24 protein-coding genes are annotated in these 20,400 nt (G+C 72.4%); 9 read left to right on the plus strand and 15 right to left on the minus strand.

The features are described 5' to 3' along the window. Positions 1–246: 246 nt before the first annotated feature. On the minus strand, positions 247–531 hold the full coding sequence (locus ACGF5O_RS08380; protein ID WP_393809130.1) for a hypothetical protein: 285 nt from the start codon (positions 529–531) through the stop codon (positions 247–249). A gap of 78 nt (positions 532–609) precedes the next feature. Continuing rightward, positions 610–1,050, minus strand: coding sequence for an ATP-binding protein (locus tag ACGF5O_RS08385; protein WP_351495558.1), 441 nt, complete (start codon positions 1,048–1,050; stop codon positions 610–612). A 277-nt stretch (positions 1,051–1,327) separates the two neighbouring features. Between ACGF5O_RS08385 and ACGF5O_RS08390 the strand changes: the two genes are divergently transcribed. Genes ACGF5O_RS08390 through ACGF5O_RS08400 form a run of 3 tightly spaced genes read left to right on the plus strand, consistent with a single transcriptional unit; the run spans position 1,328 to position 3,316 of the window. Then, positions 1,328–2,203: a helix-turn-helix domain-containing protein gene (locus ACGF5O_RS08390; protein WP_393809131.1), complete on the plus strand. Its 876-nt coding sequence runs from the start codon at positions 1,328–1,330 to the stop codon at positions 2,201–2,203. Continuing rightward, entirely contained in the window at positions 2,200–2,472 is a 273-nt protein-coding gene (locus tag ACGF5O_RS08395; RefSeq protein ID WP_393809132.1) for a DUF397 domain-containing protein, read from the plus strand. The genes ACGF5O_RS08390 and ACGF5O_RS08395 overlap by 4 nt, the downstream gene beginning before the upstream one ends. 37 nt (positions 2,473–2,509) lie before the next feature. Further along, the gene (locus ACGF5O_RS08400) at positions 2,510–3,316 is read left to right on the plus strand and encodes an SAM-dependent methyltransferase (protein ID WP_393809133.1); all 807 of its coding nucleotides are present in this window, start codon (positions 2,510–2,512) and stop codon (positions 3,314–3,316) included. Positions 3,317–3,389: 73 nt separating this feature from the next. Here the strand turns inward: ACGF5O_RS08400 and ACGF5O_RS08405 are convergent, their stop codons facing one another. From ACGF5O_RS08405 to ACGF5O_RS08415, 3 genes are all read right to left on the minus strand, one after another. Beyond that, a complete protein-coding gene (locus ACGF5O_RS08405) occupies positions 3,390–4,250 on the minus strand; it encodes a chitosanase (protein WP_393809134.1) in 861 nt (286 codons plus the stop codon). 138 nt (positions 4,251–4,388) lie between these two features. Beyond that, positions 4,389–4,604: a hypothetical protein gene (locus tag ACGF5O_RS08410; RefSeq protein ID WP_393809135.1), complete on the minus strand. Its 216-nt coding sequence runs from the start codon at positions 4,602–4,604 to the stop codon at positions 4,389–4,391. Between the two features lie 44 nt (positions 4,605–4,648). Continuing rightward, positions 4,649–5,221 (minus strand): dihydrofolate reductase family protein, encoded by a 573-nt coding sequence (locus tag ACGF5O_RS08415; RefSeq protein ID WP_393809136.1) that lies wholly within the window; start codon positions 5,219–5,221, stop codon positions 4,649–4,651. 176 nt (positions 5,222–5,397) lie between these two features. On the opposite strand from ACGF5O_RS08415, the gene ACGF5O_RS08420 reads away from it, so the two are divergent. Further along, on the plus strand, positions 5,398–5,745 hold the full coding sequence (locus ACGF5O_RS08420) for a tetratricopeptide repeat protein (protein ID WP_393809137.1): 348 nt from the start codon (positions 5,398–5,400) through the stop codon (positions 5,743–5,745). 19 nt (positions 5,746–5,764) lie between these two features. On the opposite strand, the gene ACGF5O_RS08425 is transcribed toward ACGF5O_RS08420, so the two are convergent. The 3 genes from ACGF5O_RS08425 to ACGF5O_RS08435 are packed head-to-tail and all read right to left on the minus strand — an operon-like array spanning position 5,765 to position 8,581. Beyond that, positions 5,765–6,685, minus strand: a complete 921-nt coding sequence (locus ACGF5O_RS08425; RefSeq protein WP_393809138.1) for a M48 family metalloprotease — start codon at positions 6,683–6,685, stop codon at positions 5,765–5,767. Positions 6,686–6,691: 6 nt separating this feature from the next. Then, a complete protein-coding gene (locus ACGF5O_RS08430; protein WP_393809139.1) occupies positions 6,692–7,108 on the minus strand; it encodes a BlaI/MecI/CopY family transcriptional regulator in 417 nt (138 codons plus the stop codon). 60 nt (positions 7,109–7,168) lie between these two features. Further along, positions 7,169–8,581, minus strand: coding sequence for a PepSY-associated TM helix domain-containing protein (locus tag ACGF5O_RS08435; protein WP_393809140.1), 1,413 nt, complete (start codon positions 8,579–8,581; stop codon positions 7,169–7,171). Between the two features lie 123 nt (positions 8,582–8,704). Here ACGF5O_RS08435 and ACGF5O_RS08440 point away from each other — a divergent pair, with 123 nt between their 5' ends. After that, a complete protein-coding gene (locus ACGF5O_RS08440; protein WP_393809141.1) occupies positions 8,705–9,349 on the plus strand; it encodes a peptide deformylase in 645 nt (214 codons plus the stop codon). 90 nt (positions 9,350–9,439) lie between these two features. Here ACGF5O_RS08440 and ACGF5O_RS08445 read toward each other — a convergent pair whose 3' ends face one another. After that, positions 9,440–10,867, minus strand: coding sequence for a dihydrolipoyl dehydrogenase family protein (locus tag ACGF5O_RS08445; protein ID WP_393809142.1), 1,428 nt, complete (start codon positions 10,865–10,867; stop codon positions 9,440–9,442). 136 nt (positions 10,868–11,003) lie between these two features. Here ACGF5O_RS08445 and trxA point away from each other — a divergent pair, with 136 nt between their 5' ends. Further along, a complete protein-coding gene (gene trxA / locus ACGF5O_RS08450; protein ID WP_393809143.1) occupies positions 11,004–11,384 on the plus strand; it encodes a thioredoxin in 381 nt (126 codons plus the stop codon). 35 nt (positions 11,385–11,419) lie between these two features. Here trxA and ACGF5O_RS08455 read toward each other — a convergent pair whose 3' ends face one another. Beyond that, on the minus strand, positions 11,420–12,466 hold the full coding sequence (locus ACGF5O_RS08455) for a LacI family DNA-binding transcriptional regulator (RefSeq protein ID WP_393809144.1): 1,047 nt from the start codon (positions 12,464–12,466) through the stop codon (positions 11,420–11,422). Positions 12,467–12,832: 366 nt separating this feature from the next. Between ACGF5O_RS08455 and ACGF5O_RS08460 the strand changes: the two genes are divergently transcribed. Continuing rightward, positions 12,833–14,002: an FAD-dependent oxidoreductase gene (locus tag ACGF5O_RS08460; protein ID WP_393809145.1), complete on the plus strand. Its 1,170-nt coding sequence runs from the start codon at positions 12,833–12,835 to the stop codon at positions 14,000–14,002. Here the strand turns inward: ACGF5O_RS08460 and ACGF5O_RS08465 are convergent. Then, positions 13,977–14,657, minus strand: a complete 681-nt coding sequence (locus ACGF5O_RS08465; protein ID WP_393809146.1) for a TetR/AcrR family transcriptional regulator — start codon at positions 14,655–14,657, stop codon at positions 13,977–13,979. The genes ACGF5O_RS08460 and ACGF5O_RS08465 overlap by 26 nt on opposite strands. Before the next feature lie 102 nt (positions 14,658–14,759). On the opposite strand from ACGF5O_RS08465, the gene ACGF5O_RS08470 reads away from it, so the two are divergent. Beyond that, the gene (locus ACGF5O_RS08470; RefSeq protein ID WP_393809147.1) at positions 14,760–15,317 is read left to right on the plus strand and encodes an NAD(P)H-dependent oxidoreductase; all 558 of its coding nucleotides are present in this window, start codon (positions 14,760–14,762) and stop codon (positions 15,315–15,317) included. Positions 15,318–15,417: 100 nt separating this feature from the next. Here the strand turns inward: ACGF5O_RS08470 and ACGF5O_RS08475 are convergent, their stop codons facing one another. Further along, entirely contained in the window at positions 15,418–16,299 is an 882-nt protein-coding gene (locus ACGF5O_RS08475; protein WP_393809148.1) for an LLM class F420-dependent oxidoreductase, read from the minus strand. 263 nt (positions 16,300–16,562) lie between these two features. Here ACGF5O_RS08475 and ACGF5O_RS08480 point away from each other — a divergent pair, with 263 nt between their 5' ends. Further along, positions 16,563–17,537 (plus strand): alpha/beta hydrolase, encoded by a 975-nt coding sequence (locus ACGF5O_RS08480; RefSeq protein WP_393809149.1) that lies wholly within the window; start codon positions 16,563–16,565, stop codon positions 17,535–17,537. Positions 17,538–17,544: 7 nt separating this feature from the next. Here the strand turns inward: ACGF5O_RS08480 and ACGF5O_RS08485 are convergent, their stop codons facing one another. From ACGF5O_RS08485 to ACGF5O_RS08495, 3 genes are all read right to left on the minus strand, one after another. Continuing rightward, positions 17,545–19,575 (minus strand): TerD family protein, encoded by a 2,031-nt coding sequence (locus tag ACGF5O_RS08485; protein ID WP_393809150.1) that lies wholly within the window; start codon positions 19,573–19,575, stop codon positions 17,545–17,547. A gap of 120 nt (positions 19,576–19,695) precedes the next feature. Further along, positions 19,696–19,818: a hypothetical protein gene (locus tag ACGF5O_RS08490; protein WP_393809151.1), complete on the minus strand. Its 123-nt coding sequence runs from the start codon at positions 19,816–19,818 to the stop codon at positions 19,696–19,698. Positions 19,819–19,934: 116 nt separating this feature from the next. Further along, complete coding sequence (locus ACGF5O_RS08495; protein WP_362589595.1) at positions 19,935–20,393, minus strand: (2Fe-2S)-binding protein; 459 nt, start codon at positions 20,391–20,393, stop codon at positions 19,935–19,937. Positions 20,394–20,400: the final 7 nt, after the last annotated feature.

The raw sequence follows: 20,400 nt of genomic DNA on the forward strand, positions 1-20,400 counted from the left end.
CCATGGGTGGGAGCGAGCGCCCGGCATGAGCCGTCAGGCCCGCATTCCCTTGGTTTCACGCCCGGAAGGGGGGCGTGCGAATCACCCGAACGGCGGCCCCCCGGCCGGCAGCCCGCCTCGCGGGCACCGGCATCGGCCGGGGAACGGGACCGCCTCGTGCGGCGGCCGTACCCGGGTCCGTGCCGCGCCGGCGGGTGTCCTCACCGGCGGCGCGTGGGCACGGATCCCCGGGTTCCTCGGGTCGGGTCAGTCGTCGGCACCGTCCGTCGTCGGCACCGCGGCGGTCTCGTGCTCCGCGATGCCGACGAAGCGGCGTACGGCCTCCACGGGCATGTCGAGCCCCTCGGAGGCGGCACGCTCGTCACCGAACACCTGCACCGCCTCGGCGACGGCCACGGCCAGTTCGGCCTCCGCCTTGCGGACCTTGACCTCGGCCTTGTCCACGGTGTCGACCACCGCCAGCTGGCGGCGCTGCTTCTCCTGGAGCCGCTGCTTGCGGGACAGCGTTTTGTCAGAGTTCTGCACAGTCACGACCAAGATCATATGCGGGTCCGTGCACCCGCACGAAATCGGCAACTGCGCCCCCTCGAACCCCTGTTCACCCCCGCGTCAGGCCGTCAGCATCGCCCAGACCGCGTGGCCGCTGGTGAGCCGCGACCGGTCGACGCCCCAGGAGTCGGCGAGCTGCTCGACGAGCAGCAGCCCCCTGCCACCCTCGTCGTCGGGGCCGGGATCGCGCCGGGGCAGGCCGTGGCCGGAGTAGTCGTGGTCGTGGACCTCCAGCCGCAGACATCCGTCGGCGACCAGCCCCATCCCGCACAGGATCCGCACGCTCAGCGTGTGGATGACGGCGTTCGTGGCCAGTTCGGACACCAGCAGCACCGCGTCCTCGCACAGCTCGCGGGAGAGTCCCCACTCGGTGAGCCGGGCTCTCACGGAGCGGCGGGCGACTCTGACGCTGGAGCGGTGCGAGGGGAGCTCGATCCAGTGCGCACGGTCGGGCGCGTCTACGTCTAACAGGTCGCGGGGGGAGGTCGCGTGGGGGGACACGATGGCTGCCTTCCGTAAGGCGGGCGCGGCGGAGAGCGGGCTGAGCAGGCAGAACGGGCGGAGCAGAGCGGCAGAGCGGGCAGGACTGGACAACGACCGCACAGGGAGCGCGACATCGCCCGTGATCGTGACCGCGATTTACTCAAGTAATCATGCGCGCATGCAAGTTCAGGCTGCAACCGACTCCCTGATAATTTCAGAATGCCGGTATCGGTCTGGCTGCTTCAGCAAGTGCCTGTCACACTCATTCGGGTGACAGTCCCTCAGGAGGTAGGGCGTGAGCGAAGGCCGTTCGAACGCGGGGAGCACCAGTGCGCCCACCGTGCTGCGCATGATCCTGGGCCGCAGGCTCCAGGAGCGGCGTCAGGGAGCGGGCGTGTCACTGGAGGACGCGGCGCGGGCGCTTCGGGTCACCAGCCTGACCATCCGCCGGCTGGAGAAGGCGGAGGTCACGCTCAAGCCCCTGTACGTGGAGAAGCTGCTCGAGACCTACGGCGCCGACCGGCAGGAGCGGGACGAGTTCGTCGCCTTCGCCGAGCGGGCCAACGAGCCCGGCTGGTGGCACACCTACCGGGATGTGCTGCCCACCTGGTTCAGCGCCTACGTGAGCCTGGAGACCGGCGCGACGACCCTGCGCACGTACGAGCCGCACTACGCCACGGGGCTGCTGCAGACCCGGGAGTACGCGCGCCACGTGCTGAGCGGCGGTTTCCCCAACGACAGCGACGAGGACCTGGAGCGGCGGGTGAACCTGCGGCTGCGCCGTCAGGCCCTGCTGGAGCGCTCCGACGCGCCGACGCTGTGGGTGGTGATGGAGGAGGCCGTCCTGCACCGGGTGGTCGGCGGGCCCGAGGTGATGCGGGAGCAGATCGAACGGCTGCTGGAGGCCTCGGAGCTGGCGCATGTCAGCGTCGACGTCGTCCCGTTCACCGCCGGTGCCCATGTGGGCGTGTGCGCCCCGTTCACCTACTTCCGCTTCGCGGAGCCGGAGTTGCCGGACGTCGTCTACACCGAGGTCCTCTCCGGCGCGATGTACCTGGACCAGCGCTCCGACGTCGTCGCCCATCTGGAGGCGCACAACCGCATGTCCCTGCTCACTTCCGACGCGCAGAGCAGGGCGCTCCTGAACCGCATGCGCAAGGAGTACTCATGACCACCTTCGACACCTCCTGCGACGGCAGTGTCCACGACGTGTACAACGGCATGCCCGCATCGGACCTGGGGGAACAGGGCTGGGAGTCGCCCTGGAGCGGTCCCAACGGCGGTCAGTGCGTGCAGACGAAGCAGCTCGCCGACGGCAGGATCGCGCTGCGGCAGTCGACGGATCCGGCCGGCCCCGCCCTGATCTACACCCCGGAGGAGATCACCGCGTTCGTCGCGGGGGTCAAACGCGGCCTCGCCGACCACCTCACCAACGGCTGACCTCTCCCCCACGCTCCCCCCTCTTGAAAGGTTCAGGATGACCAACTCGCACGCGGCGCGGGACATCGACACCAGCAGGCCCCACTCCGCCCGCATGTACGACTACTACCTCGGTGGCAAGGACCACTTCGACGTCGACAAGGTCGCCGCCGAGACCGTCGCGTCCGCCTACCCGGGCATCTTCGTCTGCGCCCGGGAGAACCGTGCCTTCATGCACCGGGCCACCCGCGTCCTCGCCCGCGAGCACGGCATCCGGCAGTGGCTCGACATCGGCACCGGCATCCCCACCGAGCCGAACCTGCACCAGGTGGCCCAGTCGGTGGTCCCGGAGGCCCGGGTGGTGTACGCCGACAACGACCCGCTGGTGCTCAAGTACGCCGAGCGGCTGATGCGCAGCACCACGGAGGGCCGTACCACCTACATAGAGGCGGACGTCAACGACCCGCAGACGCTGCTCGACGCCCCGGAACTGGCGGAGGTGCTGGACCTCGGGCGGCCGGTGGCACTCTCGCTCAACGCGCTGATGCACTTCGTGACGGACGCGCAGGACCCGTACGGCATCGTGAGCCGGCTGCTCGACGTGCTGCCCTCGGGCAGCGCGCTGGCCCTGAGCCACTGCACGCCCGACTTCGATCCGGACACCTGGCAGAAGGTCACCGACATCTACAACAACGCCGGTACGCCGGTGCAGTTCCGCTCGCGGGCGGACGTGGCACGGTTCTTCGAGGGGCTGGAACTGCTCGACCCCGGCGTGTCCGTCGGCCACCGCTGGCGCCCGGACACCGAGCCGACCGCCACCGACGCGGAGGTCAGCCTGTGGACCGGGGTGGGCATCAAGCCGTAGGAGCCATTCCGAGGGGGGAAGAGCCTCCGGGCTGTCGTACCGCATGGGGGTGCGGTACGACAGCCCGGGGGTGTCAGCCGATGTGGTAGCTGTCGCCGTACACCTTCCAGTCCAGCGGGGTGTTCAGGCACAGGTTGCCCTTGTTCAGGAAGACCCGCTGCTCGGTGTCGACCCGGGTGGTGTCGCTGTGCGCCTCCTCCTGCTTCATGGCCCAGACCCGGGCGTCGAGGAAGGCGTTGAGGTACGTCTTCTCGTTGCCGCCCTGGGCCGGGGGCTTGGCGTGGCCGAGGGCGCGCTTGCGTATGTTGCTGAAGCTGGTGGGGTCGTCGCCGTCGCCGTGCATGACGATGGCGTCGTAGTAGGTGAACTGCCCGAGCGTGCCCAGCCCGTCCGTCTTGCCCTGCTGGACCGCCGGGTTGAAGTACACGCGGTCGCGCTCGTCGTTCTGCGCCTGCTGGAAGGCGCTGTCCTGGGCCGCCTTGCGCCAGTCCGCGGGGAAGTTCGGGTCGAGGCCGCTGTGCGAGTCGGTGCCGTTGACCCGGCGCAGGGCGGGCAGGTACTTGGCGAGCACGTTGCCGGGCTTGCGGTCGGTGTAGAGCTGGACGAGGTCGAGCATGTCGCCGGTACCGGAACAGAAGCCGATGATCCCGGCGGTGTAGCCGCGGCCGTCGCCGATGTCCTCGATGTACTTGTACTGCGCCTTCCAGTCGAGCGAGGAGTTCTCCGCGCTCGACACCAGCTTCATGGCGATCTCCTTCTTCGCCGGGTCGTCGAGGCCCACGCAGCCCGCGGCCGACGGGGCGGCGGCCGAGGCGTGCGCCGGGCGCAGCAGGACGGCTCCGGCGCCGACGGCGGACGCGCCCAGCAGGGCGAGCAGGGTACGGCGGGAGGTCAGGACGGGGTTGGTCGTGGTGGTGTCGTTCGGGTTCCGCACAGTGGCTCCAGTGGGGGGTGAGAAGTTCACCGATAGGAAGGTTTCCTATCAGTTGAACCCACTGATGTGTACCCGTCACGCAGAAAGTTCGTAGGGTCGAACAAGTCCGCCGGCGCGGTCCGGGGCGGCCGGCAAGGCTCAGCCCGTGGCGGTCCAGGCCTTCGGGCCGATGCCGCGCCACTCGATCAGCTCGGGGTCGTCGACCGTCGTACTGGCCTCGGGCAGGCCCGCGCGGCGCAAGAACTCGACGATGTCGAGCAGGTGGTACGCGGTGCCGACATACTCTCCGCGGATGGTGACCCGCCGGCCGCCGTCGGGGCCCGGCGGCTGCACGATGACAGGCGCGCCTTCCATAGTCCCCGGATGCCCCCGAGCGGCACGGATCATGCGCTGCGGGCTCAGCGGACGACGTCGAAGACGTTCTTCTGCACGCCGTTGGCGTAGACCTCGTGCTCGACCAGCTTCAGCTGCTGGGTGTCCTTGTCCGTGGCGCTGAACAGGCGCTTGCCGGCGCCGAGCAGCAGCGGGTAGACGAGCAGGTGGTAGCGGTCGATCAGGCCCGCGTCGGACAGGGCGTGGTTGAGCGAGGCGCTGCCGTGCACGATGACCGGGCCGCCCTCGGTCGCCTTGAGGGCGGCGACCTCGTCGAGCGAGCGCAGGATCGTGGTCTCGCCCCAGTCCGACACCAGGTCGCCGTCGGTGAGGGTGGTGGAGACGACGTACTTCGGCAGCGTCCGGTAGTGCGCGAACTCCGGCATGTCAGGCCACACCGGACTGAACGCCGCATAGCTGGCCCGGCCCAGCAGGAGCGCGGTCGACTCCTCCTGTTCCCGCCCCTTGATCTCGAACACCTCGGGGACGAACGCGATGTCCTTGAAGGTCCACCCGGAGTTCCGGTAGCCGGGCTCGCCACCCGGGCCCTCGACGACTCCGTCGAGGGAGATGAAGGCAGTGCTGATCAGGGTTCGCATCGGGGTTTCCTCGCCGTCCGGGGTCTGCCGCGGTGCTCCACGGCACCGCCCTCCACACCCTCCATCCGACAATAAAATTTGTCAAGAAAACTCAGATTGTCGGCGAGAAGCTCCCGGCCGGATTGGTGGAATTTTCAACAACCTCTGCCTGTTGTCGGCGTCGAAGGAGGTCAGAGGTGGACACGACGTACTACGACCAGGGAACCGCCGCCGAACGCTGGGCCAGGGCGCAGCTGTTCTTCGACGCCAAGGACTACGCGGGCGCCGCGCAGGTGCTCGCCGGGCTGGTCGAGGAGGCGCCGGAGCAGACCGGACCCCGGCTGCTGCTGGCGCGCGCCTACTACCACTCGGCCCAACTGCGCCGCGCGGAGGCCGAGTTGCGCGAGATTGTCGAGCGCGACCCGGTGGAGCACTACGCCCGGCTGATGCTGGGCCGCACCCTCCAGCGGCAGGCCCGCCACGAGGAGGCGGAGCCGCACCTGCGGATCGCCTCGGTGCTGGCCGGGGACTTCCCGGAGAACTGAGGAACCGCCGGCCGCGCCGTCACAGCGGCGCGGCCGCGCGCAGGATCAGGAACAGCGTCACCGCCGAGTTCGCGGAGGACATGGCCGATACGAGGGTGCCCGCGGCGGCGCCCCAGACGGCGAGACCGGCCGCGGTGAACGCGGAGGGCCAGCTGCGGGCCACCGGGGCGGGCCCGAGCAGGGCGGCGACCCGGCGCGGCACCGGACCGGTGGCGGCCGCCGCGGCCAGCGTCGGCGCCGGGGCGCCCGCGGACAGCAGGGCCGCCTTGCCGATGGCCCGGGCGACCGTGCGCCGGTCCCCCACCGAGCGGGCCGCCTCCTCGTCCGCCCAGCGCTCGGCCGTGTAGCGGACGGCGGTGCGCAGGGGCCGCAGGAAGGGGTTGGCGCGGGCCGCCAGGTGGACGGCGAGCAGGTGATGGTGGTGCCGGGCCGCGAGGTGGGCGCGTTCATGGGCGAACAGGGCCCGGCGTTCGCTTGGGGCGAGGCCGTCCAGGAGCGCGGTGGTGACGACGATCCGGTCGGGGAGCGCGTAGGCGTAGGGCGTGCTGTCGGGCAGCACGGCGACCGCACGGCCGGGCAGCGCGGTGAGCGCCCGGCGGGCACGCCGGGTGACCCGGCGGTGCCGCAGGAGGGTACGGCCGCACAGGACCGCGACCGCGGCGAGGGCGGGGATGGCGGCACGGCCGGCGATCTCGTCGTGCGGGACGGCGGCCCGTACCTCCGGGTCGGACCAGCCGTCCGGGAGGGGGTTGCCGGGGAGCTGGGCGGTGCCGACCACCATCAGCAGGACGAGGCAGAGCGTGCTGCACCCGGCCATCACCACGGCCATCGCGGTGAGCAGCCGGGTGGCGGCGCGCGGATGCAGCCGCCCCTCGGCCAGCCGGGCGACGGGCCACGCGGTCAGCGGCAGGACCAGCGGCAGGAAGACGAAGACCCCCATGGACGGTCAGTCTTCCGTACCGCCATGGTCCGCGGCCGGGACGTTCCGAGTGTTCACCGGGCCCGGCCCGGCGGCCTCCAGCAGAGCCCGCAGCACCTGTTCGTCACCGGGCGGCAGGGCGGTGACGAAGCTGGCGAGCACCGCCTCGCGGTCCCGTTCGCCGTCGAGGAGCCGGCGCATCCGCAGGGCGGCGAGCCGGGCCACGTCGGCGGTCGGCGTCCACAGGAAGGAGCGGCCCTGCCGTTCCCTGGCGACGACGTCCTTGGCGAGCAGCCGGGTCAGGATGGTCACGACGGTGGTGTAGGCGAGGTCGCCGCCGAGCCGCTCCTGCACCCAGGCGGCGGTGACGGGACCGCCGGCCTCGCGCAGCGCGCCCAGCACCTGCCCCTCCAGTTCCCCCTGCCCCCGCCGGGCCCGCGCCATAGTCCCGTCTCCCTCCGGCGTCGGCGTCTGGTGACACGCTCACCGGCGTGTCTCACCACGCTACTTCACGTCGGCCCCGCCCCCGTACGTCCGCCGGCCACGACGGTGCGCGATCTCGCCGAGCACGATGTCCACCGCGAGGAAGGCGGCCAGCGGGATCCCGAGCAGCGGCACGAACCAGCCGAGGACCGCGACCACCGCCATCGCCGGGACGAGGAGGTACGGCGGGACCTGCGCCCAGGCGCCGCGCGGGACCGGCCGACCGAAGGCGGAGCCACGGCCGCGCTGCCACCACATGCGGTAGCCCCACACGATCAGCAGGATCAGGGAGAGCGCCAGCAGGGCCAGGACGAGCTGGTTGACCAGGCCGAAGAGGATGCCGGTGTGCAGGTCGATGCCCCAGCGGGTGAGTTTGGCGAGCACCGGGTAGTCGGCGAAGCGCAGCACGTCGGTCACCTCGCCGGTGCCCGGGTCCACGGCGACGGCGTCCTGCTTCTCGGGCCAGCTGCGCTGGACCTGCCGCACCACGTAGGCGCTGTTCGCGTCGGCGGGCGGGACGATCTCGACCGGGTCCCCGAGTCCCTCCGCGCGGGCGGCGGCGAGCACCTTGTCCAGGCCTACGCCGTGCTCGGCGTCACCGCCGGTCCCGGCCGCCGTACCGTGCCCCGCGTGCTCGCCGCCGCTCGCGGCGGCGGAGACGGACGGGGTGGCCTGGCCGAGGGAGGTGCGCAGCTCGTCGATGTTGGCGCCGGCGTAGGTGGACCAGGTCAGGCCGGTCGCCGAGAGGAAGACGAAGCCCGCGGCGGCCCAGACGCCGACGGTGCCGTGCAGGCCGAGCGTGCGCCGCCGGCCGCTGGTGCCGCGCACCTTGCGCAGCGCCCGGCGCCGGGCGAACCACAGCACCAGGCCGCCGCCCGCGATCACCCACAGCCAGCTGGCCGCGAGCTCGCTGTAGAGCCGTCCGGTGTCGCCGAGGTGGAGGTCGCGGTGGAGCTCGTCGATCCAGGTGCGCAGCGGGAGCGCGCCCGTCGAGCCGTACTGTTCGAGCGCGCCGCGCACCTTGCCGGTGTACGGGTCGACGAACACCGCGAGGGTGTGGTCCGGGTTCACGCCCGGCACGCCCGACAGCAGCACCCTGGTGGTGGCGCCCGCCTCGGGCGCCGGCCGGATCGCGGAGACCGTGCCCTCGGGACGGGCCTTGCGGGCGGCGGCGACCTGCTCGGAGACCGGCAGCTCGGTCTTCCCCACCGGGACGGTCAGCTCATGGGCGTACACCAGCTTCTCGGCCTGGAAGGAGAAGGCGTACAGCAGGCCGGTGGCGGCGGCGACGAGCAGGAAGGGCGCGACCAGGACGCCGGCGTAGAAGTGCAGGCGCAGGACGAGGGGGCGCAGCGGGGCCCAGCGGCTCGGGGACGCGGCAGGGACGGTGGGTTGCGGGACCTCGTCCGTGGCCGTCGAGGGGGCGATGGACATCGGGGGCTTCTCCGGGGGCTGGTGGCGGAGCGGGGACGGTCCAGTAGTCGGACCGCGCCCGGGCCGAGTTCCCCACGGCCGAAGTGACCTGAGTCACATGCCACGCCATGGCATGCTGGCCCGATGGCATCTCCCAGTGATCGCGCACCTCTTGCCGAGCGGGTCGAGGAACTCCTCGCCCCCGGCGGCCCGTTGCCCATCGTCGCGGCCGGCGACCCGGTCCTGCGGCGCGGAACCGAGCCGTACGACGGCCAGTTGGCCCCGGCCCTGCTGGCCCGCTTCGTCGAGGCCCTGCGCGTCACCATGCACGCGGCACCGGGCGTGGGCCTGGCCGCGCCCCAGGTCGGCGTCCCGCTCCGCATCGCGGTCATCGAGGACCCGGCACCGGTACCGGAGGAGGTGGCGGCGGCCAGGGGCCGGGTCCCGCAGCCGTTCCGGGTCCTGGTCAACCCGGTCTACGAACCCGTCGGCACCGCCCGCGCCGCGTTCTTCGAGGGCTGCCTGAGCGTGCCGGGCTGGCAGGCGGTGGTGGCCCGGCCCGCGAGCGTCCGGCTGACCGGCGCGGACGAACACGGGCACGCGCTGGACGAGGTGTTCACGGGGTGGCCGGCCCGCATCGTCCAACACGAGACCGACCACCTCGACGGCATGCTCTACCTGGACCGGGCCGAGCTGCGTTCGCTGTCCTCCAATGCCGCCATGGCAGAGCGCTGGACCCAGCCGACCCCGGCGACGGCGGCTGACGAGTTGCGCTTCCCACTGCCCTGAGCGCAATCGCGCCCCTGAGGGGCGCGGGGAACTGCGCGACCGGCCACGACGGCGCCGCGGCCGACCGACAGCCCCCGCCCCCCTTCGGCCCTACCCCCGGTAAGCCTCCAGCAGCCGCAGCCACACCTCGCTCAACGTCGGATATGACGGCACCGCATGCCACAACCGGCTGATCGGCACCTCCCCGGCGACCGCGACCGTCGCCGAGTGGATCAGCTCACCCACCCCCGGCCCCACGAAAGTGACCCCGCGCAGGATCTCGGCCTCCAGGTCGACCACCATCCGGGCGCGCCCCTTGTAGCCGTCGCCGTACAGCCCGGCCCCGGCGACGGACGAGAACTCGACGTCGACGGCCCGCACCCGGTACCCGGCCTGCTCCGCCTCCGCGAGGGAGAGCCCGACGGCCGCCGCCTCCGGGTCGGTGAACACGACCTGCGGTACGGCGTCGTGGTCGGCGGTGGCCACGTGCGCACCCCACGGCGCCTCCAGCAGCGGCGTGTCCGCGACGCGCGCCGCGATCACCGCGCCCGCGATCCGGGCCTGGTACTTGCCCTGGTGGGTGAGGAGCGCCCGGTGGTTGACGTCCCCGACGGCGTAGAGCCAGTCGGTGCCCTCGACCAGCAGCGTGTCGTCGACCGACAGCCAGGAGCCCGGCTCCAGCCCGACGGTGTCGAGGCCGATGTCGTCGGTGTGCGGGACGCGCCCCGTGGCGAAGAGGATCTCGTCGGCCTCGATGCGGTCGCCGCTGTCGGTCACCGCCACGACCGTGCCGTTCTCGCGGGTGACCGACCGGACGGACGTACCGGTGCGGACGTCGACGCCGGCCTCCTTGAGCGCGTCGGCGACGAGTTCGCCGGCGAACGGCTCCATGCGGTTGAGCAGGCCCTTGCCGCGGACCAGGAGGGTGACCCGGGAACCGAGGGCCTGCCAGGCGGTCGCCATCTCGGTGGCGACGACACCGCCGCCGACGACGATCAGCCGGCCGGGCGCCTCCTGCGCGCTGGTGGCCTCGCGGCTGGTCCAGGGCTTGACCTCGGCGAGGCCCGGCAGGTCGGGCAGCTGGGCGCGGGTGCCGGTGGCGACGGCGACCGCGTGCCGGGCGGTGAGGGTGGTCAGGGTGCCGTCGGGGCCGGTCACGGTGACCGTGCGGGGTCCGGCGAGGCGGCCATGGCCGCGGTAGAGGTCGGCGCTGATGCCGTCCAGCCAGGCGACCTGGCCGTCGTCCTTCCAGTCCGAGGTGAAGTAGTTGCGGCGGGCGAGGACCGCGGCGGTGCCGAGGGGGCCCTGGACCGCCTGGGCGAGGCCGGGCAGGCGGCGGGCGTCGGACTGGGCGATGACCGGGCGCAGCAGGGCCTTGCTGGGCATGCAGGCCCAGTACGAGCATTCGCCGCCGACGAGTTCGCTCTCCACGACCGCGGTGGTGAGGCCGGCCGCACGGGTGCGGTCGGCGACGTTCTCCCCCACGGGCCCGGCCCCGAGCACCACGACGTCGTAAGCGATGGTTTCCGTTTCCGTCATGGGGCCAGTCTTGCGGGTGGTGTGCGCGGAGGCCACACGGGTAGGCAGGCGGAATACCTGCCCGGCCGGACATGTTGTGGCGAGCGGTTCCGCCCCGCCCCGGGGCGCCCCCCACGTCAGGAAGAGGGAAGCACGCATGAGCAGCACCGTGGAGCTCACCAAGGAGAACTTCGACCAGACGGTCTCCGAGAACGAGTTCGTCCTCATCGACTTCTGGGCGTCCTGGTGCGGCCCGTGCCGGATGTTCGCGCCGGTCTACGAGAAGGCCGCCGAGGCCAACCCCGACCTGGTGTTCGGCAAGGTGGACACCGAGGCGCAGCCGGAGCTGGCGCAGGCCTTCGGCATCCAGTCGATCCCGACCCTGATGATCGTCCGCGACCAGGTCGCCGTCTTCGCCCAGCCGGGAGCCCTGCCGGAGGCCGCCCTGACGGACGTCATCGGCCAGGCCCGCAAGCTGGACATGGACGAGGTCCGCAAGAGCATCGCCGCGCAGCAGGGCGGCGCGCAGGGCGAGTGAGCCCCGGTGGGCGGAGTCGAGGACACCGGCCGGGATCAGCTGGACTCGCGCTGCACGACCGAGGCACCGAGCACCCGGTGCGTCTCCGGTTCGCCGCCGGGGTCGCGCACCACGCGGTCGACCAGTTCGGCGAGGTCCCGGCCGGAGGGCAGGTCGATGTGGATGGTGGAGAGCCGGGGCCGCAGCAGCCGGCCGAGCATCAGGTCGTCGGCGCCGAGCACCGCGGTGTCCTCGGGAACGCGCACGCCCTCGTCCTGGAGGGCGCGCATTAACAGCATCGCGTACTCGTCGTTGTACGCGAACACCGCGTCGATCCCCAACTCCGGCCACCGTGCGGCGAGTTCGGCTGCCGACTCCTCCGTGTAGCCGAGCGGCACCCCGGTCACCTCGGCGTCGGTGCCGCGCAGGGCCTGGCGCACGCCTTCGAGCCGGGGCCGGGAGTAGGTCTCCAGGCCGGTCTCCTCGGGCACGACCACGCCGATCCGGCGCCGGCCACGGGCGTACAGGTGCCGTCCGGCGCAGTGGCCCACGGCATCGTGGTCCATCAGCAGGGCGTGGGCGCCCTCGACGCGTTCGGGGCCGAAGGTGACCACGGCGCGGGCGCCGGCCCGCTTGAGGACCGCGACGCCCTCGGGGCCGAGTTCGGAGCCGGGGACCAGTACGGCCACCGGCCTCAACTCGGCCCAGGCGCGGGCGGCTTCGTCACCGCGCAGGCCCGCGGTGCCGTGGTGGACGACCGTGTAGTCGAGGCGGCTGAGGGCCCACTGGAGATCGTTGATGAACTGCCCGTACAGCGGGCCCATCGCGATGGCCGGGGCGGGCATCAGGACCATCCGGCTGTGTCCCGCGCGCAGGCTGCGGGCGGCCGCGTGGGGGACGTACCCCAGTTCCTTCGCGGCCTCGTGGACCCGGCGGCGGGTGGGCTCGCTGATCCGGACGGCACTGGTGTTGTTGAGGACGTAGGAGACGGTCGCGCGGGACACGCCGGCCAGGCGGGCCACATCGGCGCTCGTGGGGACCGAGCGCGGGACCGGCGACGCTGCCGAGGGCGGTTTCGGGATGTGCACCATGACGTACGGCATCTTGGCAGAAGCCCGGAGAGGGGGGACGGGCGGGGCAAGGTGGTTGACCGTTCGACAAATTGGGGCCTTCGCCGCACCTGATCCGCGGGCCCGTCGCACCTGATCCGCGGGCTCGTCGCGCCTGATCCGCGGACCCGTCGCCTCTGATCCGCAGGCCGTCGTGCCTGATCCGCGGGCCCGTCGCGCCTGACCCGTGCGCTCATCGCGCCTGACCCGTGCGCCCGTCACATCCGATCCGCGGGGCCTTCACGCATGAACGAACATGTTCGCCAGGAACTTGTTCGCGACGAACGTGTTCGTTATGGTGGTCACATCCCAGCGCATCCCCGTTCCCGTCGGGAGCGCCCTCATGCCCAGGAGACCCACATGCCCACTCCCCACCACCCCATCGCGATCGTCGGAGCCGGTCTCGGCGGGCTCACGCTCGCCCGGGTGCTTCGGGTGCACGGTGTCGAGGCGGCCGTCTTCGACCTCGACGCCTCCCCCGCGGCCCGCACCCAGGGCGGCATGCTCGACATCCACGACGACTCCGGCCAGCCTGCGCTGCGCGCGGCCGGGCTGCACGACGCGTTCCTGGCGCACGTCCACGCGGGCGGCCAGGCGACGCGGGTGCTGGACAGGGACGCGCGGGTCCTGCTCGACCTGCCCGACGACGGCGCCGGCGGGCGGCCGGAGATCGACCGGGGCGACCTGCGCCGGCTGCTGCTCGGCTCCCCGCCCGAGGGCGTGATCCGCTGGGGCGCGAAGGCGACCGGCGCCCGCCCGCTCGGCGGCGGCGGCCGGCACGAGGTGACCCTCGACGACGGCAGTTCCTTCACGACCGACCTGCTGGTCGGCGCGGACGGCGCCTGGTCCAGGATCCGCCCGCTGGTCTCGGACGCGCGGCCCGCGTACACCGGGATCTCGTTCGTGGAGACCGACCTGCCGGACGCGGACGTACGGCACCCGGTGAGCGCCGAGGTGGTCGGCGGCGGCGCGCTGTTCGCGCTCGGCGCGGGCCGCGGGTTCCTCGCCCACCGGGAGACCGACGGCAGCCTGCACGTCTACACGGCGATGGAGGCGCCCGAGGAGTGGCTGGACGGGATCGACTTCGCGGACGCGGACGCGGCCAAGCGGGCCGTGCTCGATCACTTCGGCGGCTGGGACAAGAGCCTGCGGGCACTGGTCGCGGACGCCGAGGGCGCGCTGGTGCCCCGGCGGATCCACGCCCTGCCGACCGGGCACCGCTGGGACCGGGCGCCCGGGGTCACACTGCTCGGCGACGCCGCGCACCTGATGTCCCCGTTCGCCGGTGAGGGCGCCAACCTGGCGCTGGCCGACGGCGCGGACCTGGGCCTCGCGCTGGTCGCCCACCCGGACGACATCGAGGCCGCCGTGGCCGCCTACGAGGAGAAGATGTTCGCGCGCGCCGAGCGGTCCGCGGCGGACTCCGCCCGGGGCGGGGCGCTGCTGTTCCGCGCCGACGCGCCGCACGGCCTGGTCGACATGTTCACCGGCGGCGGGCCGGACGTCAGCGGGGCGGCAGCGTCCGCGTGACGCGGTCGACCAGGTCGGTCCAGCCGGCCTCCAGGCGCTCCATCGGCATCCCGCACTGCCTGGTCAGATGGTGGATCTGGGCGGGGTCGAGGTAGGCGAGCAGCGTCTGGGCGAGCAGTTCGCAGTCGGCGTCCGGCTCGATCTGCCGCAGCAGCATCGTGACGTGGGTGCGCAGCGCCTGGATCGGCGGGTTGGCGTAGCGCCGGGTGGGCTCGGGCTGGGCGGCCAGCTGGAGGTCCAGCTGCTCGGCCGCGCGGTAGAGCACCGCGACGCCGAACGCGCGCAGCCGCTCGACCGGCGGGGCGCCGGGGCCCAGGGGCGGCGGGCCGCCGAGGAAGTCGGCCTGGAGCTGCCGCGACGAGTGGTCGAGCAGGGCCATCAGCAGTCCGGTGCGGTCGCCGAAGCGGCGGAAGACCGTGCCCTTGCCCACCTCGGCCGCCGCCGCCACCGCCTCCATGGTCACGCCGGCCACGCCGTGCTCGGCGATCAGTCTGGCGGCGGCCTCCAGCAGGCGGGCGCGGTTTCGGGCCGCGTCGGCGCGCAGGCACGGTTCCTCGGGAGCAGGCCCGACTTCGAGCAACTGCGGGGTGTCGAAGGGCTCCTGGGGCTGCGGAAGGGGCGGCAGGGCGCTGGACATGAAGACAGCGTAAAGCATGGGGAACAGAACTGGACCGAGGTCCGTTTAAGGTGTTAGAAATTAAGCGGACCTCGGTCCGGATTCGTTACGGCAGTGTTTCACCCCCACTTGGAGTTCCCCATGTCTGTCCGCATCCTTGCGCTCGTCGGCAGCCTTCGCGCCGGTTCGCACAACCGCCAGCTCGCGGAGGCGGCCGTCAAGCTCGCCCCCGAGGGTGCCGTCGTCGAGGTCTTCGAGGGCCTGGCCGAGATCCCGTTCTACAACGAGGACATCGACGTCGCGGGCAGCGTCCCGGCCGCCGCCGCGAAGCTGCGCGAGGCCGCCCAGGCCGCCGACGCGTTCCTGCTCTTCTCCCCCGAGTACAACGGCACCATCCCGGCCGTCCTGAAGAACGCCATCGACTGGCTGTCCCGCCCGTACGGCGCCGGCGCCTTCGGCGGCAAGCCGGTCGCCGTCGTCGGCACCGCCTTCGGCCAGTACGGCGGCGTGTGGGCGCAGGACGAGGCCCGCAAGGCCGTGGGCATCGCCGGCGGCAAGGTGATCGAGGACATCAAGCTGTCGATCCCCGGCTCGGTGACCCGCTTCGCCGAGACCCACCCGGCCGACGACACCGAGGTCGCCGCCCAGCTGACCGAGGTCGTCGCCCGCCTGCACGGCAACGTGGCCGTGGCCGCCTGAGGCACAGTCTGAGACACCACCCGAAAGGGGCCGGCACCCGCCGGCCCCTTTCTCGTCTTCCAGGTCCCGCTCGTGGTCACTCGATCGCTCGCTCGATCGCTCACTCCATGCCGGCGAGCCGCTCTACGGCCGGCGCGACGAAGGTCTCCATCCACCCCGAGGTCTCGCCCAGGCGCGGGGACAGGATGACGGTGTCCAGGCCGAGCTTGGCGTAGCCCTCGATGTCCCGGCTGAAGGCGTCCAGGTCACCCGTGGTCACCGGCTCGGCGCCGTACGCGATGGTCTTGCGGATGCTGTCGTAGTCCCGCCCGACGGTGTCGCAGTGGCCGCGCAGCACCTCCAGCTTGTGCCGCAGCTCCTCCGGGGAGGACGGGATGAGGTTGCACGCGTCGGCGTACTGGGCGACCAGGCGCAGGGTCTTCTTCTCGCCCTGGCCGCCGATCATGATCTCGGGGTGCGGGGTGCTCACCGGCGCGGGCACGCAGAGCGTCTCGGCGAGCTGGTAGTACCGGCCCTCGAAGGGGCCGTCGTTCTCCGGGTCCCACATCTGCAGGCAGATCCTGAGCGTCTCCTCCAGCCGCTCGAAGCGCTCCGCGAGCTGCGGGTAGGGCACGCCGAGTCCGTGGTGCTCACGGTCGTACCAGGCGGCGCCGATGCCCAGGGTGGCGCGGCCTCCCGACACCACGTCCAGGGTGGTGGCGATCTTGGCGAGGAGTCCGGGGTGCCGGTACGTCACCCCGGTCACCAGGGCGCCGAGTCGCACTGTGGAGGTGCGGCCGGCCAGGTAGCCGAGGGTGGTGTAGGCCTCCAGCATGGGGTCCTCGGCGCCGCCGTTGAACTCCATCTGGAAGTAGTGGTCCATCACCGAGAGCCAGCTGACGCCCGCCGCCTCGGCCGCGGCACCGGCGGCGGCGAGTTCGGCGCCGAGGGCGGGCCCGCCGCCGGGGTGGTTGAACCGGTTGATGTGCACGCCCACGCGCATGGCCGTTCTCCGTCCGCCCTGATGTTGCGCACTGATGTTCAGCGCTGGTGTTCCGCACTGATCGTCTGCTGCCTCCTCGACGCTAGATCCTGGAGCGCGCTCGAAGTCAAGCCCCGGCACCGTGGGTCCGGCGTGTCCGGGCAGGTTTCCGGACAGCACCCGCCGGATGGCGGGGAGGTTCCGCCGTCCGGCGGCCCCGGGGAGCGCACGACCGCGCGGATCATGGGGGTACGAGCCGCAGCGCACCACCACGAGGAGCCGCCATGACCTCCGTACCGCCCCCGTTCGACCCCGAGCTCTCCGCCGCCCTGGAGCTGATCAAGGACGTGATCTCCCCGTCGTTCACGATGGCGGACATCGCCGAGATCCGGCAGGGCGCGGGGATACGGCTCCTCGCCGAGCTGGACCTCACGTTCGAGGGTGCGTTCGAGGTGCAGGACCGCACGGTGCCCGGCCCGGTCGGCGCGCCGGAGATCTCGCTCCTGATCTGCCGCCCGGTCGCCCCGGCCGCCGCCGGTCCGCTCCCGGTGATCTACCACGTGCACGGCGGCGGCATGGTCCTCGGCAACAACCGGGTGGGCGTGGACGTCCCGCTGGCCTGGGCGAAGGAGCTGGGCGCGGTGGTGGTCTCGGTCGAGTACCGGCTGGCGCCCGAGCACCCGCACCCGGCGCCGGTGGAGGACGTGTACGCGGGCCTGCTGTGGACCGCGGAGCACGCGAAGGAGATCGGCGGCGACCCGGAGCGGATCGTGATCGCCGGTGCCAGCGCGGGCGGCGGCCTCACCGCGGCCCTGGCCCTCCTCCTGAGGGACCGTCAGGGCCCTTCCGTGATCGGCCAGATGCTGATGTGCCCGATGCTGGACGACCGCAACGACACCCCCTCCAGCCACCAGATGAAGGGCCTCGGCGTCTGGGACCACACCTCCAACGAGACCGGCTGGACCGCCCTGCTCGGCGAGCGCCGGGGCGGCCCCGGCGTCTCCCCCTACGCGGCCCCGGCCCGCGCCGCCGACCTCACGAACCTCCCCCCGGCCTTCCTCGACGTCGGCTCCGCCGAGACCTTCCGCGACGAGACCGTCACCTACGCCTCCCGCATCTGGCAGTCCGGCGGCATCGCCGAACTCCACGTCTGGCCCGGCGGCTTCCACGGCTTCGACGGCTTCGCCCCACAGGCGGCCGTCTCCCAGTCGGCACGCGCGGCCCATGTGGACTGGCTGCGACGGCTGCTGGCACGCTGAGCGGACGTCAGCCGACGGGCTCCGGCTGCTTCGCCGGGGCCCGTCGGGCCGTCGCCCGGTCCAGGTGGACCGCCACGGTGCCGTAGAACCGCTGGACGGCGTCGTCGACGCTGCGGATGAACCCGGTCTCGGCGTTGCCCCGGCCGCTGCCCATGCTCTTGAGGAGGGAGAGCCGGAAGCCGGTGATCCGGGCGCCGTCCGCCTTCGGCAGCAGGTCGGCCGGTTCGGGGCGGAGCCGTTCGAGGGTGCCGCGCGGGCCGGCGGTGTCGCCCTCGACCAGGGTCTCGATGTGCAGGTCGGCCGGCGCCTCGGCCAGCGACCGCACCAGCCGCTTGGCCCAGCTCAGCGGGTAGCCCTGCTCCGGGGCCGGGATCTGCATGGCCGTGCGGAGCCTGCCGGTGCGCAGATCGGCCGCGATCTCCAGCACTCCCGGCGTGCCCTCGATGCGCAGTTCGGCCTGGAGCCGGCCCTGCAGGCACAGCTGGTCGGCGAGCAGGCTCCGGCGCTCCCTGGGGTCCCGGCCGGCCCTGGAGCCACGGACCGGGAGCACCTTCTGCCCGAGTTCGCCGCCCAGACCCAGGCAGACCTGCCGGATCAGCCGCTCCCAGCTCTCCACCACGTCGAGGGCGCGCGGGTCGCCCTGGCACAGGGTCTCGTCGTCGATGCCGTTGCGCACCGGGACCCAGGCGGGGCCCATGTTCTGGAAGCCGTGGCAGCCGGAGTTCTCGTGCTGGAGGTAGTGCAGCAGTTCCTGGAGCAGCCAGGCGTGCGCCTTGTTGCCGACACCCTCGTGCCGGATCAGCATCTGGGCCTGGTGGGCGACCTCAGCCCAGGAGAGGTGGCGCAGCGCCACCTTGTGCTTGCGCCGCCCGTCGATCTTGACGTCGACGAGCGGACTGCCGTCCAGGGCGACGTCGTTGGAGAGCGTGATCACGGCCTCGTAGCCACGGCGGGCCGCGATGTCCATGTAGGCCTGCACCTGCTCGGACTTCAGGGCGTTGCCGTTGGTCTTCGTCTCGACCAGGGCCGTCCACAGCTTGCCGGCCCGCTCGACGCGCACGACCCCGTCGGGACGCCGTGGGGTGTCGCCGTGCGGCAGGGACACCTCGGTGAACGTCTCCATGCGTCCGGCCGGGGCGCCGAAGCCCGCGGTGAGCCGTCGGCCGAGCTCGGGCACCTGGGCCATCACCGAGAGCAGGACGGAGGTGGCGCGCGTCTCGCGGTCGCGGTCGCTCTTCAGGGCCGAGACGGGGAAGAGCCGGGCCTGACGCCAGGACTCGTTCTCCGCGAGGGACTTACCGGCCGCCTTCGGCAGGGTGACCTTCTTCTTCGCCGTGCGGGGGCGGGCGGCAGACGGCTTCGTCGCGGTGTCGTCCGCGGGCGGGCGGGGCGCGGGGACGCCGTCCAGGTTGTCCGCCGCCTCCTGCTCGGCCAACGGCTCGGGACCGGCCTGTTCGTCGTCGGCGGGGCCTTCCAGCGCGTCCTGCGGTGCGTCGTCGTCGATGTCGACGCCGAAGTCGGTCGCCAGACCGGCCAGTCCGTCGGCGTACCCCTGACCGACGGCGCGGAACTTCCACTCCCCCGCCCTGCGGTACAGCTCCCCGAAGATGACGGCGCTCACCGCGGCGGCGTCCTCGATGGTGAACCGGAGCAGTCCGTCGCCGGCCGCGTCGGCCAGGGTGACCGTGAGGTTCTCCAGTTCGCCGAAACGGGCGTCCCGGTACCGGCTGGCCGCCACGACCATCCGGTCGACGTCCTGCGGTACGGCGGTCAGGTCGAAGCCGATCCGGTCCTCGTCGCCGGCCTCCGTGGGCGTCTTGCCGAGCAGTTGCACACTGCCGTCGGCCGCCACCGGGTTGTTGTAGAAGTAGAAGTCGGTGTCCCCGCGCACCTTGCCGTCGGCGCCGACCAGCAGAACGGACACGTCCGCGTCGCCCTCGCCGCTGGGGCTGACCCAGCCCAGGCTGACGATCACCGAGCCGACGTTCTCGCTCAGGGCCGACAACGTGACGTTGGACCCCTTCACCATCTCCTGCATGAATCCCCCCAGGATCCCCACCGTTGAGCTCGGCCAACTGTAGTGCGCACCGAGCTCGGCGGCGTCTTCAGTCCGGAAACGACCGACTTTTTACGATCTTGACCAGGCGGGCGGGGAAGCTCAGGGTCGGCGCAGGCCGAGCGCCCTGCGGTACGGCGGCCGGGGGCCCGCGGTGGTCGTGATGGTGGTGCAGGTCGGGTGGGCGGTCAGGGCGGCGGCCGCACTCCCCCGTGCTGTCCTCATGTGATGCCTCCCGCTCGTCGGATGGCCCCATCGTCGAGCGGGAGGAGGTGCGCGGTCGTCGGCCGATCGTCTCTGCCCGGGTGTCCTTCGGCTACGCCTCGGCGTCTTTGGTGGACTCAGCCCCCGTTCGCCGAGGCCTTCTTGATCGCCTCCCTGATCCTGGAGTAGGTGCCGCACCGGCAGACGTTCTCGATGGCGTCGATGTCGGCGTCCGTCGGGTGCGGGGTGTGTTTCAGGAGGGCGGCGGCGGCCATGATCTGGCCGGGCTGGCAGAAGCCGCACTGGGCCACGTCGCAGTCCAGCCAGGCCTGTTGGACGGGGTGCAGGGTGTCGCCGTCGGCCAGGCCCTCGATGGTGGTGACCGCGCGGTCGGCGCAGTCGGCGACCGGGACCGTGCACGGCTGGATCTCCTCGCCGTCGAGGTGGCTGGTGCAGGCGCGGCAGACGCCCACCCCGCAGCCGTACTTGGGGCCGGTGACGCCGAGCAGGTCGCGCAGGACCCAGAGGAGGGGCATGTCGGCGGGGGCCTCGACCGTCACCGGTTTGCCGTTGAGGACGAAGGAATACGAACGCATCGGTGCC

This window comes from Streptomyces sp. NPDC048291 (assembly GCF_043201715.1).
Classification (GTDB): Bacteria; Actinomycetota; Actinomycetes; order Streptomycetales; family Streptomycetaceae; genus Streptomyces.